General features: G+C 71.8%; 18 protein-coding genes. 9 read left to right on the top strand and 9 right to left on the bottom strand.

The genetic code is table 11. The features are described from left to right. The first annotated feature begins 27 nt into the window (after positions 1-27). Both BDK92_RS33980 and lysA read left to right on the top strand, forming a co-directional pair. Entirely contained in the window at positions 28-420 is a 393-nt protein-coding gene (locus tag BDK92_RS33980; protein WP_121160419.1) for a hypothetical protein, read from the top strand. After that, the gene (gene lysA / locus BDK92_RS33975; RefSeq protein WP_121160418.1) at positions 417-1,814 is read left to right on the top strand and encodes a diaminopimelate decarboxylase; all 1,398 of its coding nucleotides are present in this window, start codon (positions 417-419) and stop codon (positions 1,812-1,814) included. The genes BDK92_RS33980 and lysA overlap by 4 nt, the downstream gene beginning before the upstream one ends. Before the next feature lie 104 nt (positions 1,815-1,918). Here lysA and BDK92_RS33970 read toward each other — a convergent pair whose 3' ends face one another. The 4 genes from BDK92_RS33970 to BDK92_RS33955 are packed head-to-tail and all read right to left on the bottom strand — an operon-like array spanning position 1,919 to position 9,293. After that, positions 1,919-3,085 (bottom strand): VWA domain-containing protein, encoded by a 1,167-nt coding sequence (locus tag BDK92_RS33970; protein WP_170208792.1) that lies wholly within the window; start codon positions 3,083-3,085, stop codon positions 1,919-1,921. Then, complete coding sequence (locus BDK92_RS33965; RefSeq protein ID WP_121160417.1) at positions 3,072-5,393, bottom strand: DUF5682 family protein; 2,322 nt, start codon at positions 5,391-5,393, stop codon at positions 3,072-3,074. Before BDK92_RS33965 ends, BDK92_RS33970 begins: the two co-directional genes overlap by 14 nt. Further along, positions 5,386-6,447, bottom strand: coding sequence for an ATP-binding protein (locus BDK92_RS33960; protein WP_121160416.1), 1,062 nt, complete (start codon positions 6,445-6,447; stop codon positions 5,386-5,388). Before BDK92_RS33960 ends, BDK92_RS33965 begins: the two co-directional genes overlap by 8 nt. Further along, the gene (locus BDK92_RS33955) at positions 6,444-9,293 is read right to left on the bottom strand and encodes a DUF5691 domain-containing protein (RefSeq protein ID WP_121160415.1); all 2,850 of its coding nucleotides are present in this window, start codon (positions 9,291-9,293) and stop codon (positions 6,444-6,446) included. The genes BDK92_RS33960 and BDK92_RS33955 overlap by 4 nt, the downstream gene beginning before the upstream one ends. 202 nt (positions 9,294-9,495) lie before the next feature. Here BDK92_RS33955 and BDK92_RS33950 point away from each other — a divergent pair, with 202 nt between their 5' ends. Continuing rightward, positions 9,496-9,846, top strand: coding sequence for a DoxX family protein (locus BDK92_RS33950; RefSeq protein WP_121160414.1), 351 nt, complete (start codon positions 9,496-9,498; stop codon positions 9,844-9,846). A gap of 57 nt (positions 9,847-9,903) precedes the next feature. On the opposite strand, the gene BDK92_RS33945 is transcribed toward BDK92_RS33950, so the two are convergent. The 3 genes from BDK92_RS33945 to BDK92_RS33935 form a co-directional block, all read right to left on the bottom strand. Further along, entirely contained in the window at positions 9,904-11,817 is a 1,914-nt protein-coding gene (locus BDK92_RS33945; protein WP_121160413.1) for a glycosyltransferase family 2 protein, read from the bottom strand. Between the two features lie 3 nt (positions 11,818-11,820). Beyond that, a complete protein-coding gene (locus BDK92_RS33940; protein WP_170208791.1) occupies positions 11,821-12,888 on the bottom strand; it encodes a glycosyltransferase family 2 protein in 1,068 nt (355 codons plus the stop codon). A 147-nt stretch (positions 12,889-13,035) separates the two neighbouring features. Next, positions 13,036-14,871 carry a potassium channel protein gene (locus BDK92_RS33935; protein WP_121160411.1) on the bottom strand — a complete coding sequence of 612 codons (1,836 nt, stop codon included), beginning with the start codon at positions 14,869-14,871 and terminating at the stop codon, positions 13,036-13,038. A 306-nt stretch (positions 14,872-15,177) separates the two neighbouring features. On the opposite strand from BDK92_RS33935, the gene serA reads away from it, so the two are divergent. Beyond that, a complete protein-coding gene (gene serA, locus BDK92_RS33930; protein WP_121162827.1) occupies positions 15,178-16,392 on the top strand; it encodes a phosphoglycerate dehydrogenase in 1,215 nt (404 codons plus the stop codon). Continuing rightward, entirely contained in the window at positions 16,389-17,771 is a 1,383-nt protein-coding gene (locus BDK92_RS33925; RefSeq protein WP_121160410.1) for an FAD-binding oxidoreductase, read from the top strand. The genes serA and BDK92_RS33925 overlap by 4 nt, the downstream gene beginning before the upstream one ends. Before the next feature lie 31 nt (positions 17,772-17,802). Here the strand turns inward: BDK92_RS33925 and BDK92_RS33920 are convergent, their stop codons facing one another. Then, positions 17,803-18,213: a permease-like cell division protein FtsX gene (locus BDK92_RS33920; RefSeq protein WP_147457211.1), complete on the bottom strand. Its 411-nt coding sequence runs from the start codon at positions 18,211-18,213 to the stop codon at positions 17,803-17,805. Between the two features lie 548 nt (positions 18,214-18,761). Between BDK92_RS33920 and BDK92_RS33910 the strand changes: the two genes are divergently transcribed. Together BDK92_RS33910 and BDK92_RS33905 are read left to right on the top strand one after the other, a co-directional pair. Then, positions 18,762-19,193 carry a phage holin family protein gene (locus BDK92_RS33910; RefSeq protein WP_121160407.1) on the top strand — a complete coding sequence of 144 codons (432 nt, stop codon included), beginning with the start codon at positions 18,762-18,764 and terminating at the stop codon, positions 19,191-19,193. Then, positions 19,190-19,771, top strand: coding sequence for a DUF3618 domain-containing protein (locus tag BDK92_RS33905; RefSeq protein ID WP_121160406.1), 582 nt, complete (start codon positions 19,190-19,192; stop codon positions 19,769-19,771). The genes BDK92_RS33910 and BDK92_RS33905 overlap by 4 nt, the downstream gene beginning before the upstream one ends. Before the next feature lie 102 nt (positions 19,772-19,873). Here the strand turns inward: BDK92_RS33905 and BDK92_RS33900 are convergent, their stop codons facing one another. Next, a complete protein-coding gene (locus BDK92_RS33900; RefSeq protein WP_121160405.1) occupies positions 19,874-20,467 on the bottom strand; it encodes a TIGR03086 family metal-binding protein in 594 nt (197 codons plus the stop codon). 432 nt (positions 20,468-20,899) lie between these two features. Here BDK92_RS33900 and BDK92_RS33895 point away from each other — a divergent pair, with 432 nt between their 5' ends. Beyond that, the gene (locus tag BDK92_RS33895; RefSeq protein WP_211349472.1) at positions 20,900-21,556 is read left to right on the top strand and encodes a transporter; all 657 of its coding nucleotides are present in this window, start codon (positions 20,900-20,902) and stop codon (positions 21,554-21,556) included. Between the two features lie 91 nt (positions 21,557-21,647). Beyond that, positions 21,648-22,787 carry a glycosyltransferase gene (locus BDK92_RS33890; protein ID WP_121160403.1) on the top strand — a complete coding sequence of 380 codons (1,140 nt, stop codon included), beginning with the start codon at positions 21,648-21,650 and terminating at the stop codon, positions 22,785-22,787. Positions 22,788-23,142 lie beyond the last annotated feature (355 nt).

Raw genomic sequence — 23,142 nt, 5'->3', positions numbered from 1 at the left:
AACCCACCGGGGCGCCACGATCGGGACATGTACAGCCCGACCCTGCCCCGTCGTACGCCCCGGCGTACCAGCACCGGACGCGACGCCGGCACCCCGGCCCGGCCCCGCCCGGATGACCTGCTCACGGGCGCGTCGGACGGGATCGAGGCACTGGTCTGCGTACGGCTGGCCGCCAGCACCGACGGCGACCAGTTCGCGCGGCACCTGCGCGGCGACCACCGGGTGATCGCCGCGTGGTGGGTCGCCGCCGACATCGACCTGATGGTACGGCTCTCCTGCGCCAACCTGCCCGAGCTGAACGCCGCCGTCGCCGCCCTACGGCTGAGTGGCGGCGCTGCGGAAACCATCACCCACCTGCTGCTCCGCCCGCTCGAAATCCTCGAGCGGGACACGACCGAACCCGAATGTGACCCGCTATGACTCTCGCGGAACTCATCCCCTCGCTGCGTACCTCCCTCCCCGCCCACCTCTCCGGTCAGGTGTGGCCCTCGATGGCCCACCGGGACGACCACGGCGAGATCTCGGTCGGCGAGGTGCACCTGGGCGAACTCGCCGAGGAGTTCGGCACCCCGACGTACGTGCTGGACGAGGCGGACGTACGCCAGCGCTGCCGGGAGTACGCCACCGCGTTCGGACCCGGCAACGTGGTCTACGCGGCGAAGGCGCTGACCTGCCGGGGCCTACTGCGCTGGATCGCCGAGGAGGGGCTCTCCCTCGGCGTGCACTCGGCCGGGCAGCTCGCCACCGCCGCCGCCGTCGGCTTCCCCGCCGACCGGATCGTGCTCCAGGGCGACGCGAAGAGCCCGATCGACCTGACCGCCGCGCTCGAGTACGGCGTCGGCACCATCGTGATCGAGTCGAGCTCGGAGATTCCGCGGCTGGCCGCGCTGCTGACCCGCCGGCAGCGGGTGCTGCTCCGGGTGCTGCCCGACTGGGACACCGGCCGGGTCGACACCATGTCGATGCTGCCGGCGGCACCGGTCACGGACCGGTTCGGCGTACCGGCGGCCGGCACCAGCCTGGACGAGATGGTCCGACGGATCACCGACCAGCCCATGCTCGAACTCGTCGGCCTCGACTTCTTCCTCGGCTCGCAGACCTCCCGCTTCGGTGGCTACGAACGTGCGATCAGTCACCTGGTGGCGACCATGGCGGCCCTGGCGCAGCGGCACGGGACCCAGCTCAGCGAGATCAACATCGGTGGCGGGCACGCCGTTCCGGGCACGGACACCGACGGCCAGTTCGCCCTCGAGGCGTTCGCCTCCCGGGCCCGCAAGGTCCTCCGGGTCGCCTGCGACGAGCACAACCTGCCGGTCCCCCGACTCGGCGTCGCACCGGGCCGGGCGATCGTGGCCCGTGCCGGGGTGGCGCTCTACCGGGTGCTCGCCGTACGCCGCGACCCCGACGGTCACCAGCTCGTCGCGGTCGACGGTGGGCTCAGCGACAACCCCCGCCCAGCCCTGTACGGCGCCCGTTACACCGCCGTCCTGCTCGGCCGGCTCAGCCGCGCCCAGGAGCAACGGACCACGGTTGTCGGCCGGCACGACGAGTCCGGTGACGTGCTGGTCCAGGACGCGCCCCTGCCGGGCGACCTGCGCGCCGGTGACCTGCTGGCGATTCCGTGCTCCGGCGCGTACCAGCTCAGTCTCGCCTCGAACTACAACCTGGTGCCCCGGCCGCCGCTGGTGGCGGTCAACGCCGGCCGGGCCCAGGTGCTGGTTCGGGGCGAGACGGTCGAGGACGTACTCGCCCGCGACCTCGACCCGGCCGCGCCGCCCGCCGTCGCGACAGCGGGACCGACCGGCGGCCGCTGAACTCCGTCGGGCACCGGCACAGTGGGACGGTCGCAGGGGTGCGAACGTGGTCGTCCACCATGCCGGTGCCAGGCGGGATCAGCCGTCGCCCAGCCTGCCGCCGCTCAACGACCGGCGAACCGCTCGGCGAACGCCCGCAGGTCCCGGCGTTCGATCGCGGCGGCCATCAGGTCGGGAAAGGCGTCCGGCGTGCACGCGAAGGCGGGTACGCCGAGCGCGGCGAGCGCCGCCGCGTTCTCGTGGTCGTACGCGGGCGCGCCCTCGTCGGAGAGCGCCAACAGCACCACCACCTGCACCCCGGCCTCGACCATGGCGGCGACCCGACGCAGCATCTCGGCCCGGACACCGCCCTCGTACAGGTCGCTGATCAGCACGAAGATGCTGTCCCGGGGGCGGGTGATCAGCCCCTGGCTGTAGCCGATCGCCCGGTTGATGTCGGTGCCGCCACCGAGCTGGGTGCCGAACAGCACCTCCACCGGGTCACTGAGCTGGTCGGTCAGATCCACCACGGCGGTGTCGAAGACGACCAGCGAGGTACGCAGCGAACGCATCGAGGCGAGCACCGCCGAGAAGATGCCGGAGTAGACCACGGAGGCGGCCATCGAACCCGACTGGTCGACGCAGAGCACCACGTCCCGTTGCACCGCCGTGTTGCGCCGGCCGTAGCCGATCAGGCGTTCCGGCACGATGGTGCGGTACTCCGGCTGGTAATGCTTCAGGTTTACCCGGATGGTGCGGTTCCAGTCGATGTCGGCGTGCCTCGGCCGGTCGACGCGGGTGGCCCGGTTCAGCGCCCCGGTCACCGCGGCCCGGGTCCGCTGCGCCACCCGTCGTTCCAGCTCCTCCACCACTCGCCGGACCACCTGGCGGGCCAGGTCCTTGGTCTTGTCCGGCATCACCCGGTTAAGGGAGAGCAGGGTGCCGACCAGGTGCACGTCGGGCTCGACCGCGGTCAGCATCTCCGGTTCGAGCAGCAGACTGGTGAGGTTGAGCCGCTCGATCGCGTCGGCCTGCATCACCTGGACCACCGTGCTGGGGAAGTATTCCCGGATGTCACCGAGCCAGCGGGCGACCCGGGGCGCGGAGGCGGAGAGCCCGGCCGAGCGCTGCCGGTTCTGGCCGCCGTCGGCATCGCCAGCGCTGTCGTAGAGCGCGGCGAGCGCGGCGTCCATCCCCGCGTCGGCGCCGGTGGGCTGCCCGCACGGACCGTCGGCCGCCCCGCCGAGCACCAGACGCCAGCGGCGCAACCTCTCCTCGTCAGCCGTGTGCACGCGGACCCCCTAGCAGTGGTTGATGGCCGAGCAGGGTGGCCAGGGTGGGCAGGACCCCGGCGGCCCGGTCGTGGTCGAGCGGCAACCGCTGGCCCGGCTGGTCGGCGTCCGGCCGGCCACCCCGGACCCGCTCGCCGATGGCCCGCCGTTCCGGTGGGGCGAAGGCGCCGAACGTACGCCGCAGCAACGGCAGCACGTCGGTGAAGACCTCCGGGGCGATCCCGGTCAGCCACTCGTCCACCAGGCCCAGCAGTGCGGTGTCGTGGACGAAGAGCAGTCCTCCGCCAGCGAGGAAGCCCTCGATCCAGTGGGCCGCCTGGGCGGGCGGCGTCCCGGGGGTGAGGACCAGACCCATCCGGCGCCGGGTCTCGTCCGCGTCGAGCCGTCCCGCGTCGTGCAGGATCCGGGTCAGCCGACCGGCGACCAGCCCATGGGTCGGCTGGTCCGCTCCCGGATGTGCCTCGGTGTCCCGGGCTGCCAGCCCGGCCAGGGTGTCGAGCCACCGCTCGCGCGGCTCCGGCTCCTCCAGCAGACCCAGCGCGGCGTGCACCGCGTCGATGTGGTCGCGCATCGTCCGGGCCGCGTCGTCGGAGAGCGACCGGAGCGCCGGAGGCAGGCCGACGCAGATCCGGACCAGCAGCCCCGTGGTGACCGTACGGAGCGGGCCAAGTTCGGTGCCCCGGACGTCGCCGTAGCGCAGGGTGCGGGCCAGCGGCGGCACGGCCGCCATCAGCCGGGTCACGTCGGCGTCGAGCGCGGCGCGATGGTGCAGCGCCCGAAGCACCGCCGGGTACGCGTCGGTCAGGTCGGCGAGCAGGGCCTGCTCGACCAACGGGGTCACCTCGGCGAGCCCCTCGGCGTCCTGTGCCGCCGTGGTGATCTTCGTGGTGGCGGCGTGCTGGACGGTCGTACCGTGCGCGCCGGCCTCGACCACCGCGACCGCGAACTCCGGTAGCCAGCGCAACCGCCAGGTCTCCCGGAAGGTGCCCTTGCCCTGCCGCCCCCGGGTCGGCTCGCCCCACCCGATGCCGAGCAGTCGCAGCCGGTGCAGCAACCGGCTTCGCCCGAGGTCGATCTCCTTGCGCAGGTCCAGGTCGAGTTCCCGGTCGAGCGCCTCCGGTTTGAGCCGCAGTGTGCGCTGTTGCGCGGCCAGGTCACGGGCGAGCGGCACCGCGGGCATGTCGTCGGGCACCGCGCCGAGCCGCTCACCGACGACGAGCTGCCGGTCGACCAGGTCGAGCCGCAGATCGTCGCCTTCGCAGATCACCGAACGGGTCGCCTCGGTCAGCTCGGCGAGCCCCGCCAGGGGACGGCCCCGGATGGTGGCCAGTGCCTCGGCCAGCCGAACCGCCTCGATGACATGTGCCGACGAGGTAGGCACACCCTCCGCCCGCAACACCCCGGCGGCGGCGACCAGCCAACGGGTCACCACCTCGTCCTGGGCGGTGAACAGGTGGTGGTACCAACCGGGCGAGCGGACCCCGGCGCCGTAGCCCTGCCAGGAGGCGAGCCGGCCGTACGTCCAGGGCACCCAGGTGAAGGTGACCTTGCTCTTACGTCGTCCCTTGAGCAACGCGTTGTCGTGGCCCGCTGACACCGTGGCGGTCAGCGCCGGCACGTGCCACGCCCCACAGACGACGGCGAGGTTCCGATGACTCTTGCGCGCCTCGCGCAGCACCCCCCGCATGTACGCCTCGCGGAGCAGGTCGTCCGGGTCCTCCGGGGATTCGGCCCGGATCGCGGCCATCGCCTCCCCGATCGCCTCGAAGGCGGGCGCCCCACGATGCTCGACGATGTCCTCCCACCAGCGCTCCGGGTCGTCGTAGCCGGCGGCGGCGGCGAGTTCGGCGATCGGATCGACCGGCCGGACCGGCTGCTCCGGTTCACCCGGTCGGGTCTCCGCGTCGTCGCCGAACGGGCCGTCGATCCCGGTGCCCCCGTCGGCGCCGGTCTCGGCTTCCGGCAGCTCCGCCCCGTCGCCGGCGCGGGCCTCACCGAGCCGGTACGCGTACGGCAGGTCGAAGAAGCGGACCGGTACGTCATGGTCGACCGCCCAGCGGATCGCCTGCCATTCCGGGGAGAAGACCGCGAACGGCCAGTACGCCGCCCGGCGCGGGTCGTCGGCGGCGTAGCCGAGCAGGGCGACCGGCGGCTCCAGGCCCTTGTCGGCGACCCATCGGACCAGGTCGTCGGCTTCCGGCGGGCCTTCGATCAGCAGCAGGTCGGGGCGTTGCTCGGTCAGCGCCGCCAGCACCGCACGGGCCGATCCGGGACCGTGGTGGCGTACCCCGTAGAAGCGCTCAGGCATCGCGGGCGGCGCGGTAGAAGGCGGTCCAGCCGTCCCGCTCACGGACCACGGTCTCCAGGTATTCACGCCACACGACGGGGTCGCTGCTCGGATCCTTGATCACGGCGCCGACGATGCCGGCGGCCACGTCGCCGGGGCGGAGCACCCCGTCGCCGAAGTGAGCGGCGAGCGCCCAACCGTTGGTCACCACGGAGATCGCCTCGGCCGTGGAGAGGGTGCCGGTCGGCGATTTCACCTTGGTCCGGCCGTCCTCGGTCAGGCCGCTGCGCAGCTCACGGAAGACCGTGACCACGCGGCGGATCTCCTCCAGGGCCGGCGGCACCTCCGGCAGTTCCAGCGAGCGCCCGAGTTGTGCCACCCGGCGGGCGACGATGTCGACCTCCTCGTCGGCGGAGGCCGGCACCGGCAGCACAATGGTGTTGAACCGGCGGCGCAGCGCACTGGAGAGCTCGTTCACGCCCCGGTCCCGGTCGTTGGCGGTGGCGATGATGTTGAAGCCCTTGGTCGCCTGCACCTCGCTGGCGAGTTCCGGTACGGGCAGGGTCTTCTCGGAGAGGATCGTGATCAACGTGTCCTGTACGTCGGACGGGACCCGGGTCAGCTCCTCCACCCGGGCGATCGTGCCGGTCTCCATCGCCCGCATCACCGGGCTCGGCACCAGCGCTGCCGTCGAGGGTCCCTCGGCGAGCAGGCGGGCATAGTTCCAGCCGTACCGGATGGCCTCCTCCGGAGTACCGGCGGTCCCCTGCACCAGCAGGGTCGAGTCGCCCGAGATGGCCGCGGCGAGGTGCTCGGAGACCCAGGTCTTGGCGGTGCCGGGAACGCCGAGCAGGAGTAGCGCCCGGTCGGTCGCCAGGGTGGCCACCGCGACCTCCATCAGCCGACGCGGGCCAACGTACTTCGGGGTGATCTTGGCGTCGTCGCCGAGCAGGTAGGTCACCACCGCCTGCGGCGAGAGCCGCCAGCCGGGCGGACGGGGCCGGTCGTCCACACTGGCGAGCGCGGCCAGTTCCTCGGCGAACAGTTGCTCGGCGTGGGGGCGCAGGGCGGTCATCGGAGCTCCTCGTACATCTCGTGCCGGAAGGTCAGGGTGGCGGCGAGCCGGCGGACAACGCCGCCGCGCCGGGTCTCGGGGTGCTCCCGCTCGATCGTGTCGGCCAGCTCGGCGAGCTGGGCGGCGTAGGCGGGCGGCAGGGCGGTGGCGGCGATGCGGCAGAGTTCGCCGGCCTGCCATTCGGTCCGATGGTCGCCCCGGACCAGGGCACCGATCGACTCGACCACCGCGTCGGCGAGCGGTTCGGGCCACGGTCCCGGGTGCAGTTCGACGACCCGCAGCGCGCGGCCCTGGGATCGGCGCAACGCTGCCGTCGCGTACCGGGCCAGGTCGGAGGGGGAGAGCGCCTCGTACAACTGGGCGGTCAACCGCTCGTCGTGCCGGTCGAGGTCCTGCGACATCTCGTCGGCGAGCGGAACCAACCACCCGGAGTCGCGCTGCGCCACCGCCGCCCGGGCGAGTCCCCGGTGCAGCACCGGGCCCCAGTCGTCGGCCACGGGCAGGGCCAGTATCTCCTCGGCTGTCCGGTCGAACGCGCCGCACCAGGCCTCCAGCGGCGTACGCGCGACCACCTCGCCCAGCAGCCAGGCACCGACGCCGACGCCCTGCGGGCCCTTCGGCGGGATTCCGTCCCGGCGCATCCCGGCGTCACATTCGGTCGGTGGGGTGACGACCAGCTGTCCGCCGTCGAGGCGGACGCAGCCGAGCGCCCGGCGCGCCATCCGGCCCCGCAGCGCCGAGCCCGGCAGCCCACAGAGCAGCCCGGCGGCCGCCTCCCGCACCTCCTTGCGGCGATCGTCCAGTGCCCGTTCGAGCAGGGGCTCGTCCCGGTCGGCCAGACCGTTGGCGAGGGCACCGACGAACCGGGCCCGATCCTCCGGCGCCTCGTCGTCGAAGACCCCGACGAGCAGGTCGAGACCGGCTGCCGGGTCGGCACGGCGCAGCGCCACCAGGTAGGCCAGCCGCTCGCCCGGGGTGCCGGTGGCCCAGTCGCCCGGGTTCGGATCGGGAGCCGCCTCGGTCAGCAGATAGCTCCACTCGGCGTTCTGGGCGGCGAGCCACCCGCCGCGACGACCGGCGACAGTGGCGAGCGGGGCGCGAAGCGCACTGCTGCGCCGGCCGCTCTCCAGCAGCGCGGGCAGGCTCTGCGCCGGGGCCAGGTAGCCGCGCTCGGCGGCGAGCCGCAGCCAACCGCCGAGTAGGCGTTGTCCCAGTTCGGCGCCGCCGGGTCCACCGCCGTCGGCCAGGAGCGAGGCGAGCCGGCGAGCCGCTGGAGCCGGTACCACCGGGCGGGTCTCCGCCGGTGCCGCCTCGACCGGGGACCGGCCGGGATCAGCGGTGACGCCGGCCCGCTGGTAGGTCAACGCCACCGCCGCGGTGTCGAGCAGAGTGGTCGCCGGATCAGCACCGGAGACCACGGGCAGGGCCCGTCCGCCGAGGTCGATGGTCACGGCGGTGAACGGCCGACGGCCGGTGCCGACCAGGGCGGCCGAGACGAGTTCCGGTGGGAGCTGCGCCGGGCGCAGGTCCGCACCGGTACGGGCCGGGGCCGGCACGTACTCACCGTCGGGCCAGGCCGCCAACGGACGGAATCCGGCCGGGCCGTACTCGCCGGCCACCGGAACCGGGCGGCCACCGGCGGCGGCGAGCAACCACCACGGCGGGTTGTCCGCCGGTCGCAGTGCGATGGCGTCGCCGGCCCTGTCGATGAGGTGGCCGTCCACGGTGGGCACCACGTCGGCGAGGAGCATCACCACCTGGTCGCACCACGGCTCGGCGGCGAGCGCCGCGCTCCAGCCGGCGAGCGCGTCACGGACGGAGACGGCACCGACCGGTGGTCCGGCCGGCGCGGTGCCGTGCCGGCGGGCGAGCAGGGCCCGCTGTGGGAACGCCCCCGGGTACCAGCAGAGTTCGGCGTCGAGCACGCTGCCCGGCACCACGTCCGCCGGCAACGCCTGACCGGGCGCGGCGAAGGCGAGCAGCAGCGCGGACCGTCCGGACTCGATGCCGTGCAGCCAGGTCCGGCGGGCCACCAGCCGCTCGTCGGGGAGGTCCACGTGGCCGAGCACCTGCCAGCGGTCACGCAGCGCCGGGCCGGCGAGCACCTCCTCGGTGGTGACCGGGAGGCCGACCCGGCTCCGTACGGTGGCGGCCAGTTCCGCCGGCAGTTCCTCGATCCGGGAGTGCCCGGCGACCAGCAGCCGCAGCAGTGACAGTTCGCCGAGGAGCCGGTCGGCCCAGTCCGCCCCGACACCGACGACCTCGCCGACGCGGCGCACCGTGCCGGCGACCGTTGACGCCTGGGCGTCGACCAGGCGGGCGGCCATCGTCGCGTACGGCACGGAGCCGGCGCGCTGTGCGCCGGCCAGCCCCTGGGTCACCTGGTCGGTCAGCCACCGGTCGAGTTCGGTCAGGCCGGCCGTGACCCGGTCCGCCCGTTGCCCGGCCCGCTTCTCGGCGGCGGCCTGGTCGACGGGACCGGCCTGGGCGCGTTTGGCGGCGGTGTTCGCGGCCCGGGCCGAGCGCTTCTCCTGCCACTCCCGCACCCAGTCGGGTGCGGCCTGCTCGGTCACCCCGCCGTCGGACCAGAGCAGGAGCAGGCCGAGCGCGTGTTTGCAGGGGAACTTGCGACTCGGACAGGAGCAGCGGTACGCGGGTTCGGTCAGGTCGACACAGGCCTGGTACGGGTTGCTGCCGCTGCCCCGGCACAGCCCCCAGAGCACGTCGTCGTCGAGCCCGGCGGCGGTCCATTTCGCCGCGCCGCTGACACTGCGCGCACCCTTGGCGGAACTGGGATCGGGTGCCAGCGCGAGCACCTGTGCGTTGGACCACGGTTCGATTGGCACAGCGGCACTTTAGATACCCGCTCCGACAGTTTCGTGCACCGCTCCCCCGGCCGTTCAGTCGCTTCCCCAATGCCTGATCAGCGGTGGTCGGCGTCCACAGTCGACGGCCGATCCAGCCCTCGCCTGTGTCTCAGGTCACAACAGGGCGCGTCACAGCCCGTACGGCCGGCTCGTCCTTGAAGCACAACCCAAGAGGAGGACCATGTTCGCCACCTACGTCACGGTTACCATCCTTGCCTCGGTCTTCAACGGGATCGCCGCCGTCACCTACCTGATCGGCCATGACTATCCGAAGGCCCAGGCGGACATGAAGCGGGTGCCACGGTCGTGGGTACCGGTGCTTGGCATGCTGCTGGCGGCAGGCTCTCTGGGGCTGCTGGCCGGGTTCGCCGTGCCACTGCTGGGGACACTCGCCGCCGTTGGACTCGTGCTGTACTTCGTCGGCGCGCTCTTCGCGCACCTGCGAGTGGGTTCCCGTCAGCTCGTGGGATGGGCGGTGTTCTTCTCCACTGCGGTGGCCGCACTGGCTGTGAGCCTGGCCTACCACTGGTGATCCGGGGACGGTGAGCCAAAGGTTCAACGCCCCCCGCCTACGTCGCGAAGTTCGGCTTCACCCGCCAAGCTGCCCCGGCCCGGCCACCTCCAGCGGCGCGCCGAGGGGTTCCGGCACCGGGCCCGTCCCCTCGGCGACCGGGTTGGCGAACGCCTCGGTGGGGATGCCCGGCCAACGGGCGAACGCCGTGTCGAGGAAGTACTGCTGCCCCGGGTCCCAGGTGTGTCCCGACTCCCGCCGGTGGTAGATGTAGCCGAGCGGGTGGGTCCGGTAGATCACCGCACCGTCGCGCCGGAGTCGCTCGATCACGCCGTAGTCGACCGATCGCGGCACCGGGCGCCATCCGCCGACCGCCTCGAGGTCGCCCTTGGCCAGCAGCATCGTGCCGCCGGCGACCATCTCGCCGTTGGATTCGGGCACCCCGGACGGGCGACGGACGGTGACCCCGAGGGTCTCCAGGAAGACGAACTCGGTGCCCTTGCCGACCAGCGTCGCACCGGAGTAGTGCCGGGCGAGCACCAGGTCCCAGACGTGCTCGGTGCCGTAACTGTCGTCGTCGTCGAACTTGGTCACGAGACTGCCCCGGGCCCGCCGGGTCGCCTCGCCGAGCGCCGCACCGAAACCGGTCGTCCCGGCCACGCGCACGATCTCGTACGGGCGGCCGGACCCGGTGAGCATCGTCGCCACCTCGGTGGGCAGGTCGATGCCGTGCAGGCAGAGGATGATCTCCAGCTCGGGGTAGGTCTGGTCGATCATCGCGCGTACCGCGCCGGCGAGCATCTCCGGTCGCCGGGTTGCCAGGATCGCGCTCACCGACGGCGGGCGGTTCAGCTCCGGCAGCGCGTCCGCCGCCACCCGGGGCAGGGCGAACCCGGCCGCGTGGCCGCGCATCGCCGCCCGGCGCTGCCGTACGCTGCGCGCCTCCAGCGCGAGCGGGTCGTCGACCGGTGGCGCGGTGGCGAGCACGGCGCGCAGTTCGGGTGCGAGCAGTTCCGCCACCCGGGGTGGCAACGCCGGCACGCGCAGCACCGCTCCGGTCATCGCCAACTGGACCAGGAGCGCGGCGGTGTCGAACGGTCGCTCGTCGGTCAACGGCGGGCACTCGACCAAGCTCACCTGACGGAGGGTGGCCAGAGTCGTGGCGTCCAGACCGGGGCCGCCCAGCGGGCGGCGGTCGGACTCGGCACGGGGGCGACGGGCGGGGCGACCGGTCGGTTCCAGGTCGAGCCGGACCGTGCCCGCCTCGGGCCGGTAGGAGCCGCCCCGGCGCCCCCGAGGGTTGATCCGCCGGGCGTCGACCAGCACCACGGACTCGCCGCCGGGAGTCTGTGCGCCGTGCCGGCCGGTCGGCACCGCGACCGCGTACGGGCGTTCGTCGACCGGGCCGTCCGCCGCTGTCACGCCGGGGTGGCGCAACACGATGTCGTGTGCCCGGATGTCGGTGCTCAGCGGCAGCGCGTCGGTCACCACGGCCGCGCCGAGCTGGGTCGGCAGGTACGCCGTCGTCCCACCCTGGCTGGTCAGGTTCGCGCTGACCGGGGCGGGCAGCGGCAGGGTCGGGGCGAGGGCGTGCACCGCCCCGCGCAGGACCTCCCGCAGTGGGAGCGGCTCACTGAGCCGGAGCCGGACGGTCGCGGTACCGCGCCCGAGCCGGGGCAGGGCCACCCGCTGCCGGATCAGGTAGTCGACCGGGCCGATCCGTCCGGACCATGCCTTGCGTGGCCGACGCCAGTAGGCGACGACGATCCGGGCGCGGCTGGTCGGCGTGAGCGCCCGGGGTTGCGGCAGCAGCTCGTGCAACCGGTCCATGGTGCCGGCGACGACCAGCACGCCACGCGATCCCGGGAACCTCAGCACCCGCAGGCCGACCAGGCGGCCCACCCGTTCGCTGAGTGCCGGCCGCGGGCCGTTGACCAGTCGCCACGTACCGCCCGGGTGTGCGCCGGACGATTCAGTTGTGGCTTTCGGCATGCCTCATCCTGTTTTGATCGGTGACCGTTGCACCACTCTACGCGGGATGGGCGCTCCCGCTTGCGGCCGGCGTCCGGCCAACCGCTGCCGAATCTGCCAGGCGCTCATGAGCAGTTCGAAGAGCTGGTACGCGCCGAGCGCGACCAGCCGCTGCTTCATCCCGTCGTTGCCGGCGGCCACCGGCGCACCCCCGGACGGCAGGTGCCGGCGGTACTGCGCGCTGATCCGGGCGAAGAAGGTGCGGCGCATCGGTCCCGGCACCCGGCTCGCGTGCCCGAGGACCTGGAGGCAGTGCCAGATCATCCGCTGGAAGATCACCGGGCGCAGGGTGGCGAACTCGCCGGGGCGGGAGTTCATGAACTCGAAGACCCGGTCCCACTGGTCGAAGACCTCGAAGTGGCGATCGCTGACGGTCCGGGTGATCGCACCCTGCTGCCGCTGGCGGTAGCCGTAGCAGTCGCGGTCGAGCAGGCTGATCCGTCCGGACGCCAGCATCAGCGGCAGGACGAACGCCACGTCCTCGTACCAGCCGGGGCCGAAGGTGAGACCCGTCTCGACCAGGAAGTCCCGCCGGATCACCTTGTTGCAGGCGATCCAGAGGTGGTTGAGCAGGCCCGGCTGCTCCGCGAAGGTGAAAGTCTCCGGCACCTCGCGCCCCTGGTGCACGGCGCTCACCGGGTGGTCCTCGACCCGGCCGTCCCAGTAGACCCGGGCGTAACCGGTCACCAGGAGGTCCGGCGTGGTCTGCTCGATCCGGGCGGCGACCGCCTCGAGCGTGCCCGGCGGCAGCCAGTCGTCGCTGTCGACGCACCAGACGTAGCGGCCGGTGGCATGTTGCAGGCCGGTGTTGCGGGCGGCACCGAGCCCGACGTTGCGGGGCAGGGTCACCACCTTGATCCGGCTGTCCCGCTCGGCGTACGCGGAGAGGATCTCGCCGGAGCCATCGGGGGACGCGTCATCGACCGCGATCACCTCGAAGTCGGTGAACGACTGGCCGAGGAGCGAGTCGAGACACTCCGCGAGGTACTCCTCGACCCGGTAGACCGGGACGATCAAGCTGAGCAGGGCCACGGCTGTCCTCCTCCGGCTACGTCGGGCCGGGTCAGCCTCTGGCAACCGAAAGGCCAGGCAGCGGCCATCACGTTAACGCCGGGTGACCATGTGACAACGGCTGCGCCGCTCCGGCCCCGACTGGATCTCCGCGCGGCGCGGCCCTGGTCAGGACGGTTTCGGCCGGGGCTGGGCGAGCAGCGGCAGCGGGCGCGGCTCCACCAACGGCGGCGGGTCGGCCGAGGGCGCGGCACGGGCGAGCAGCGCGGCCAGCCCGGCCCGGGTGGCGACCACCAGTAACCGGTCGGTACGGACCAACGGCCGGCGGTCCGGCACGGACCAGAGCGTCTGGCCGATCCGACCGGTGCGGACGGCGATGACCCGTACCTCGTGCGGCCGGCTGATCTCGGGGCAGAACTCGCCCTCGATCGCGGAACCGGCGCCGACCGGGATCTCGGCGATGAGCAGCACCCGCCGTCCCACCGAGACGGTGTCGATCACCCCGCGACCGAGCAGCGCGGCGGCGAACGCCGGCGCGGCGAGGTAGGAGACGCTCCGGGAGATGTCGATGCCGAAGGAGCGTTTGATCCGTCCGGCGAACTCCTCGTCGAAGAGGCGCAGCACCACCCGTAGCGGCGCTCGTCCCTCCGCGCTCGTCGACCCGGCCGCTTCCTGGGCGGCCCGGTGCACGGATCGGGCGAGCAGGGCGGTCTCCAGGTTGGTCACGTCGTCACGACAGAGGACCACCAGCGCCCGGCACGTCTGCACCGAGGCCGCCCGCAGCGTCTCGGCACTGTTGGCGTTCCGGACCAGCACCGGGATGCCGAGGTCCCGGGCGACCTGGACGCCCCGGGCGTCGGCGGCCCGGTCGACCGCGACGACCCCGATCCCGAGTGCGTGCAGTTCCTCGATCACCCTGGTGCCGATGTTGCCGAGGCCGACCACGACCACGTGGTTCGTGATCGGCTCGGTGAGTTCACCGGCGGCGAGCGCCAGCCGTACGTTGACCACCAGGCCGACCAGCAGCACGGTGACGGCCGGGATCAGCGCCACCCCGGCGAGGACCAGGACGAGTTGCACCGCCTGTTCGGCGGCGGAGCCCTCGAGGTCTGCGTCGGCCCCGCCGAGGGTGGTGACGGCGGTCAGGTAGACCGCCTGCCAGAAGCTGAGGTCACGCAGCACACTCAGGGTCAGGGTGCCGGTGAGCAGGAGCCCGGCCACCGTGCCGAGGGCGAGTCGTAGTTTGCGGTCGAGCAGCAGCCGGGTGGTGCGCAACGGGCGGCGGCGACGACGCGGAACGGGCCGTGGCCGGCGTCCGGTCACCCGGGCGAGGACGAGGTCGGCCGTGTCGTCGGGCTCCGGCAGCGTGACCGGGTCGGTTCCGCCGCCGGTGACCGCGAGCCCGCAGAGGATGTCGTCCGGATCGGTGATCCGTTCGCGGTTGACCGCCATCAGCAGTTCGTCCGGGAGCCGCACGTAGCGGGGCGTGTCGTCGCCGAGCGCGGCCGCCACGAATGCCGGGGCGGCGATCTCCGAACCGGAGAGTACGTCGCAGTCGCCGAGCATCGCGGCGACACCTTCGCCGAGGATCGGGTTGAAGATCCGTACCACGATCCGGACGGTCGGACTGACCTCGCGCGCCATCATGGCGGCGTCGACGTTGTCGATGTCGTCCCGGCCGACCAGCGCCAGGGCGGCGGCCCGATCGACTCCGGCGTACCGGAGGACCTCCTGGTTGAGTCGGGGCGCGACGACGACGACCGGGCGCAACGCGGGGTCGTCGTTCTCCGGGCGCAGCCCGGCGATCTCCGGCGCCTGTCCGGCGGACATCGACCCGACGATCACCGTGACCGGGGCGTGGTAGGTGTCCATCAGTTCGGCGACCAGCCGGCGGGCGAGCGGGTTGTCGCCCCAGACGATGAAGTGCCCGGCCCGTCCCCGCTCGGCCGGTTCGGGCACGCGGGTCCCCGGTACCTGCGCGGCGGGTGGCGGGTCACCGGACACGACTCGATGATAGGCAGCTCACGCCCTTCTTCCGGCGCGCCGGTCCATCATGGATCGGGCCGGTACGGAGTGTCGCCTCCGCTTCGACCACCGGCCACCGGGTCCCTTCGCTGGCCACACCCGGCCCGGCCGGGCGCGAGGGCGCCGGCGGCATCGAAAAACCGGACGTCGGTGACCCAAAGGTCGGGACGGAGCGGAGGACCCGAAAGATCAGTCCCGGGCTGGACTAACCTAGGCCTCTGGCCGGGCTCTATGGCGCGCTCGCCGCCGATCAACGCAACGGACCGCAACGGACGGAACAAGATCATGATCGACCAGGGGAAGACACGCGTCCTGCTGCTGGAGAACATTCACCCCGACGCGGTCACCCGGCTGGAGTCCGAGGGATTTCTCGTCGAATCACTGCGTAACGCGCTGGACGAGGACGAGCTGATCGCCCGGATCGAGGGCGTGCACCTGCTCGGCATCCGCTCCAAGACCCAGGTCACCGCCCGGGTGCTGGCCGCCGCACCGCAGCTCGTCGGAGTCGGTGCCTTCTGCATCGGCACCGACCAGATCGACCTGGCCACCGCGTCCGCGGCCGGCATCGCCGCCTTCAACGCTCCGTTCTCCAACACCCGCAGCGTGGTCGAACTGGCGCTGGCCGAGATCATCATGCTGGCCCGACGGCTGCCCGAGAAGAACGCCGGCATGCACGCGGGCGTCTGGGACAAGGCCGCCAACGGCAGCCACGAGGTCCGCGGCCGGACCCTCGGTATCGTCGGGTACGGCAACATCGGCGCCCAGCTCTCCGTACTCGCCGAGAACCTCGGCATGCAGGTCTACTTCTACGACACCGCCGACAAACTCGCCCTCGGCAACGCGAAGCGCTGTGACAGCCTGAACGAACTGCTGGAGGTCGCCGAGACGGTGACCCTGCACGTCGACGGCCGGCCGGGTAACAGCGGCTTCTTCGGCGAGGAGCAGTTCGCCCGGATGCGTCCGCGCAGCCTCTTCCTCAACCTCTCCCGGGGCTTCGTCATCGACTACGCGGCGCTCCGCGACAACCTGGTCAGCGGGCACCTGGCCGGCGCCGGCATCGACGTCTTCCCGAACGAACCCAAGGGTCGCGGCGACGAGTTCACCTCCGAGCTGCGCGGCCTGCCGAACGTCATCCTCACCCCGCACATCGGCGGCTCGACTGAGGAGGCGCAGGCCGACATCGGCGGCTTCGTGGCGAACAAGCTGGCCCAGTTCGTCACCGAGGGCAACACCACGCTGAGCGTGAACCTGCCTGCCATCCAACTTCCCAAGGCGACGGGAACGCACCGGATCGCGCACACCCACCACAACACGCCCGGCGTACTGGCCCAGGTCAACAGCATCCTGGCCGAGCACGCGGTCAACATCGAGGGGCAACTGCTCGCCACCCGGGGCGAGTACGGCTACCTGCTCACCGACCTCGGCGCCGGCTACACCGAGGACGTGGTCCTGCAACTGCGCGCGATGAGCCAGACGATCCGCCTCCGGGAGCTGTCGTGAGCGACCTCGAAGAGGAGTTGCGGGCGATCGTCGGTACGGCGCACCTGCTGGTCGACCCGGACCTGCGGGACGCGTACGAGACCGACTGGACCCGGCGGTTCACCGGCAGCGCCCGCTGCGTGGTCCGCCCGGCCGACACCGCCGAGGTGGCCGCCGTGGTGCGGGCCTGCGCCACGGCCGGCGTACCGATGGTGGTCCAGGGCGGTAACACCGGGCTGGTCGGCGGCGGTGTCCCGGCCGGAGGCGAGGTGCTGGTCAGCCTCACCCGGCTGACCGCCCTGGAGCCGGTCGACGAGATCGAGGGCCAGGTCACCGTCGGCGCCGGAGTCACCCTGGAGAAACTCCAGGCGCATGCCCGGCCGGCCGGGCTGGACGTCGGTGTCGACCTGGCGGCCCGGTCGTCCGCGACCATCGGCGGCATGGTCGCGACCAACGCCGGTGGCATCCGGGTGCTGCGCTACGGCAGCATGCGCGACCAGCTCACCGGCCTGGAGGCGGTGCTGCCCGACGGCACCGTGATCACCCGGCTCGCCGGACTCGCCAAGGACAACACCGGGTACGACCTGACCCAGTTGCTCGCCGGCAGCGAAGGCACCCTCGCGATCATCACCCGGGTACGGCTGCGCCTGGTGCCGCTGCTGCCCGCACGGGCGGTCGCCCTGGTGGCGGTCGACGGCACCGACGCCGCGCTCACCCTGCTCGCCGCCGCACGGGGTCGCCTGAGCACGCTCGCCGCCGCCGAGATCTGCTACCCCGAGGGCATGGAACTGGTCCGCTCGTACGGCCGGCTGCCGGCACCCTTCGACGCCGAGTACCCGGCGTACGTGCTGCTGGAGTGTGCCGGGCACACCGACCCGACCGACGAGTTGCTCGACATGCTGGGCGAGTGTGCGGCGGTCGAGGATGCCACGGTCGCCTCCGACGTGGCTGGTCGGGCGCGGCTGTGGGCGTACCGGGAGACCCACACCGAGGCGATCAACACGGCCGGCGTACCGACCAAGCTCGACATCTGCGTACCCCTGCGGGAGTTGTCCGGACTGGTCGCGGTCCTGTCCGAGACCGTCGAAGCGGTCGCCCCGGGCGCCCGGACGATTCTCTTCGGCCACCTCGGCGAGGGCAACCTGCACGTGAACGTGCTGGACGCGGGCGAGCACGCCGAGCAGGTCACGGACGTGGTGCTGCGGCAGGTCGCGCAGCGGCGCGGCAGCATCAGCTCGGAGCACGGGGTGGGCCGGGCGAAGGCGGAGTGGCTGTCACTCTCCCGCTCCGCCGAGGAGATCGACGTCCTGCGTCGGATCAAGTCCGCTCTGGACCCGGCCGGTGTGCTCAACCCCGGCGTCCTACTGCCCACGCCCGCCGACGACAACGTACGCGGGTAGCGCAGGACGGGGGAGGCGGCAGCGGGCCGGGTCAGCGGGTTGTGGACGGCGTCACCGTCGGTGGCGCGGTCACTTCCGCGACGCCTGGCAACTGCCGCAGCTCGGCAAGGACCGGCTCGGCGGCGGTACGGTCGGCCAACGTGACCTTGAACGCCTCGGGGAGGTCCTCGGGTCTGACCGATGCGACCAACTCCGGCGCGTCCTTGAACGTTTCCTTGAACCGTTCGTAGGCCTGCTCCCGAGTTTCGAAGGTAAACCGGGTCACGCTCGGAAGCGCCCGCAGCCTCGCCTCGACTTCCTGTTTCTGTGGTCCCGTGACGTCGTTGCGAAGGAACAGGACGATGTCAATCGGGACGGGTCGGGACGGCGATGGAACCGGCACCGGCAGCACCACTGGCCCTCGCGTGCAGGCAACCAGGCCAGCGACCATCAGGACAATCACCAGCAGCCTGATCCTCCGCACGGTCGCAGCTTAGCCAGCAGCCGTTGCCGGCGCTCGTCGACGAACGCGACTCGGGTCAGGGCCGCACCGGCCGATGGTGCGCCTGTGTCGGACTCCCGTCATGCCCGGACCATCGATGGCTCGGGCTCAACCATGGCAACTGCGCCCTGACCACGATCCTGTACCGGCCCGACCGTCCGCCGACGCTGGTCCGCTTCAACGACATGGCGCACCTGCCGGTAACACTCCGATGGACCGGCTTTCCGACGGAATTCGACATCTAGCCATTACTCGTTTCAACGGTCCACTCGCAAGTAGTAATCACCCGAATTCCTCCCCTCGGGCCAGTGCAGGGCGGTTCAGCGGCCCAAAGTTCGAGCTCCCCTCTCGGGTCTATCACCGGTGCGGACGGGGAAGACAGCCAATCGGGGAGGGGCTCAAGACCCGACAGCCCGGGAGGACCGTCGTAGGTCCGCTGCGGCGTTCGACCTTCGCTGCCCGCTTTCCGACCGGCAACTGAACCCAAGCCGCAGTCGAGGGGGAGAGTCATGGCAGACACCAGGACAAGCCCGCCAGCAAGGGCGGTCGACATGTCGACCGCCGAGTTGGTGCAACGGGGCACCGAGCAGATATCAAGGCTGGTACGTGAGGAACTGGCGCTGACCCGTACGGAGATGATGGGCAAGGGCAAGCGCGCCGGTATGGGCGCGACCCTGTTCGGGGGCGGCGGCGCACTGGCTCTCTACGGCGGCGGTGCGCTCGTCGCGGCCGCCATCATCGGTCTCGCCGCCGTCATGCCGGACGGGGTCGCGGCGCTGGTCGTCGGCGTGGTGCTGCTCGCGGTCGCCGGACTACTCGCGCTCTTTGGGAAACGAAAGGTGAGCCAGGCGATGCCGGTGGCTCCGACAGCCACTGCCGACAGCCTTCGGGCTGACGCCGAAACGGTGCGGAGTGCGGCCAGGAATCGGGGGCGGGGATGACAGCCGGCAGTGAATACGGGGACGTGGACAGCCAACGTGCGGAGATCGAAAAGACGCGATCCGAGCTCGCGGAGACCGTCAACGCGCTGGCGGCCAGGTCCGACGTGAAGGCCCGGGGACGGGAGAAGGTGGCGGAGACCAGGGACCGCGCCCTGGGCCGATCGGAACATGCCGTCGACTCGGTCCGTCAGAAGGCCGCGCACGCGCCGAGGACGCTCGCGCAGCGGACCACCGAGACCGCCAGGTCGGCAGAGCAGAGGGCACGTCAGGTGCCGAGAAAGCTGGCCCAGACCGCCGCCCAGACATCGGAGGCGTTGCGCCAGAAGGTCCTGAAGAGCGCCACGTCGTCGGGTCCGAGCGGCGAGCACACCGCCAACACCATGCGCTCCTTCGTACGCCGGGCCGGCAGCAAGGCACGCCAGAACCCGGCAGGCGTGGTCGTGGCCGTTGCCGCCGCCATCGCAGGGCTGGCCCTTGGCCGGAGGTACCGGCAGTCGGTCCGTAAGCGTGCTCGGGCCGCCCGCTGGGGCGGGGCGCGAGCGCGACGTCCGACACCGTCCGGTTCGGCATCACGGTAGCCGGGTTGGAGGTTCTGGCCATGGCCGCCGGCCCGGTCCGATCGGCGCGACCCCGTCGGTCAGGATGGCGGCGAGCAGCCACAGCGGCGGGTGTTTCCGGGGTCAGACCTGGCCAGGGTGGCGTCCAGCGAACGCGGCCAGCCGATCGTAGAGCGGGGCGTCCTCGGCGATCGGGACCTCCGGGCCGAACGCGCCGCCGTCGATCACCTCGGCACGGAAGTGCGGCTGCAACGTACGCCGCACCCAGTCGAGCGAGGACTGCCCGACCTCCGGGTCGAGGTCGGTCGACTGACCGGTGGCCCTGGCGAGGTCCCAGGCGTGCATGGCGAACTCGGCAGTCTGCTGGTCGACCGGGAAACGCGCCGGCACCTCTCCCATGCCCGGCAGCGTTATCGTCCCGGTCAGGGCACCGGCCTTGCGCCACGCGTCGAGCAGGTCGGCGGCTGCCTTGCGGAAAGCCACGGACCTGTCCCCGGTCACGGGCGGGGCGGGCTTGGACCAGTCGGGTGCGCCACCGGCAGCGGCCAGGGTGAACTGGTGCAGGTCATGGATCAGATGGTCGCCGAGTTGCGCCACCGTCCAGGAACGGCAGGGGGTCGGTAGGTCCTGCTGCTCGTCGCCCACCCCGGCGAGCACCTCGCCGACCTGGTCCAATGCGCTCGCCAGCAGCGCGAGCGGCTCGTGATCTGCGGTCATCAGATCTATCCCCGTTCGTAGTCGGAATCGGCCGGGACGCGTCCTTCCGGACAGACAAGTACATGTGTACGACAACGACCTGTCTGTCCACCCTCGCACGTCGGGCTGAATTCGATGCGGGGACGCGCCGGCAGCCCGCGCCGCCCGGATCGGTCTCTGGATTCGACGATCGCGCTGCTGGGCGCCGGGGGCCCTAACCAAGATCACAGTGTCGGGTAGGCGATACCGGACACGTTGCCCCTAATTATCACCAAAGCTAGTCTGCTTCCGGGTTTGCGGGCTGATGCCTCGGCAGACCCGACCGCCGGAAATTACCCGCTTCTCGCGCGACCGTCCACGATGGTCGGTATCGCCGTGGCCACGGAGGGTGCGACCGAGAACGCCGGCGGCTTCGTTCACGCAATCTTCGAACAACCAGAACTGCGAGGATCAGTGGAAACGTCACCAAACGGTTCCGGAGCCATGCTGGCGGACGCCACCAGCCCCGATGCGTCGCGCCAGACCCAGCAGGGGGCCGGGACGGTGGCTCGCATCAAGCACCATGTCCAGGTCATGCACATGGCATGGGGACTGGCCTGGCTCATCGGGTACGGGCTGCGCTTCCTGGGCGACGGTCCGGGCGAGCGGGTCTTCGTGGACCTTCCGGACCGGTTGCCCCAGACCGTACTGCTCGTGCTCCTGGCCGGGGCCGGTGCGACCACCGCGATCCTCGGTGTCCGGGCCTTCGGCCGTGGTACGACCGACCCCCGATCGACGCTGCAGGCCAAGCGGTACGGCACCGCCTGGCTCGTCGGCTTCGTGGGCTTGATCATTACAATCGGCAAGATCAGTAGTGACCTCTCGCCGCACCAGTCCGAGCTGCTCTGGGGCGCCACCACCACCGGCCTGGTCGGGGCGCTGCACATGAGCGGCAGCGCGATCTGGGGCGACCGGGAGCAGTTCAGGATGGGGCTCTGGTTGACTCTGGTGAACGTCATCGGGGTCATCGCCGGGCCAGGCTGGCAAGCCCTGATCATCTGCCTCGGCGCCGGTGGAGTCACGGTGGTCCTCGCTACCCACAACCTGCTCCGACTCAGCCGGAATTCGTGACCACCACCCAATAGTCCCCGCTCCCCCAGGTGCCGCGACCGCTCTCCACCGGAGCCGGCACCCACCCGCCACCGAAAGGCAATCTCCGAGAATGCGTCTGATCTTCGCTTCGATAGGCGCGTACGGCCATCTCATTCCGCTGCTTCCGCTGGCCGTCGCCGCCCGCGGCGCGGGACACGAGGTGACCTTCGCCACCGACAAGCGGTTCCATCCCATGCTGCACGACGCTGGCCTGACTCCGGTCGCCGCCGGATCCACCGTTCGGGAGGCGATCGCCACGGTGCGGGCGGAGGTTCCCGCCGGTCAACCGTTCGACGCCTCCCCCCGGGCGTTCGGCGATGTCCTGGCCCGGCGCATGGTCGCCGACCTCGCGCCCGTACTCGAGGAGCAGCGGCCCGATCTGATGATCTACGAGGTGCTGACTCCGGGCGCGGGGATGGCGGCGACGCTGGCCGGTATCCCGGCGATCTGCCACAGCATCGGTCGGCTCACCGGCGGGCCGATGTGGAACGCCATGTCTGCCGCGTGGCTCGCCACCGCCGCCGAGTTGGGAATCGAAGCCCCCACCCGGGACGCCGATTTTCTCGGCAACCGGTACCTGGACGTCTGCCCGCCCTCTTTCCAGCTTCCTGGCTTCGCCACCTCGGCCGAGCGGATCCTCATGCGGCCGGGCACCTGGCGTCAGTCTGCCGATCTTCCCGCCATGGTGCGGGAGCGTGACCGTGGTCGTCCGCTCGTCTACCTGACGCTCGGTACGGCCTTCGGGACCCCGGAACTGTTGCGACAGAGCATCGCCGGGCTGTCGAAGCTGCCGGTCGACCTGCTCGTGGCCGCCGCCGGCCCGACCGGCGGGAAGGGCGCCCTGGGTGACCTGCCGCCGAATGTCGTGGTCGAGAGCTGGGTGCCGCAAGGCGACCTGCTCCCCCACGTCGACCTCGTGGTGAGCCACGGCGGCGGCAGCACCGTTCTCGAGGTGCTCGCGAACGGACTGCCCCACCTCATGCTGCCCCAGGGTGCCGACCAGTTCAGCAATGCGCGGGCGGTGGCGGACATCGGGGCTGGCCGGCAGGTGATGCCGGGCGAGTTCAGCGCCGAGTTGGTGTTCAGCCAGGCGGAAGCGCTCCTGGCCGACGAGCAGGCGCGGGCCTGCGCCGACAAGCTGGCCAGCGAAATCGCCGGAATGCCGTCTCCCGAGGAGACGGTCGGCCGGCTCGTCGAGGCCGTCGCCTAGTACGCCGTTGCTGACGTCGAGCCGGGTGGACGAGACAGTCGCCCACCCGGCTCGTCCTCTCCCGTGGGATGGATCTGCGGCTCCAGGTGATGGACGAGACCCTTGACCTGCTGCCGCGCGAGACACCGGTCGGGGCGCTGCTGCACTCGACCTGCTAAAGCGGAGGCGAGGAGCCAGAGATTCCCGGGACGGCAGGGCCGGCACAGTCCGGCCCTGCCGTTCTGGTCAATCTTCGCCACGGTGGGCGCGCAGATCGCGGCGCGCCTGGTGGCGGCTCCGACGGCGTTCCTCGCGACGGAGGTGGTGGTCGGTGCAACTCCGGCAGCCATCGTGGAGCAGGTCGGCGGAGTGGTCC

This window comes from Micromonospora pisi (assembly GCF_003633685.1).
GTDB lineage: Bacteria > Actinomycetota > Actinomycetes > Mycobacteriales > Micromonosporaceae > Micromonospora_G > Micromonospora_G pisi.
The sequence above is the reverse complement of the archived record's forward strand: the minus strand, read 5'-3'. Positions and strand labels throughout refer to the sequence as shown.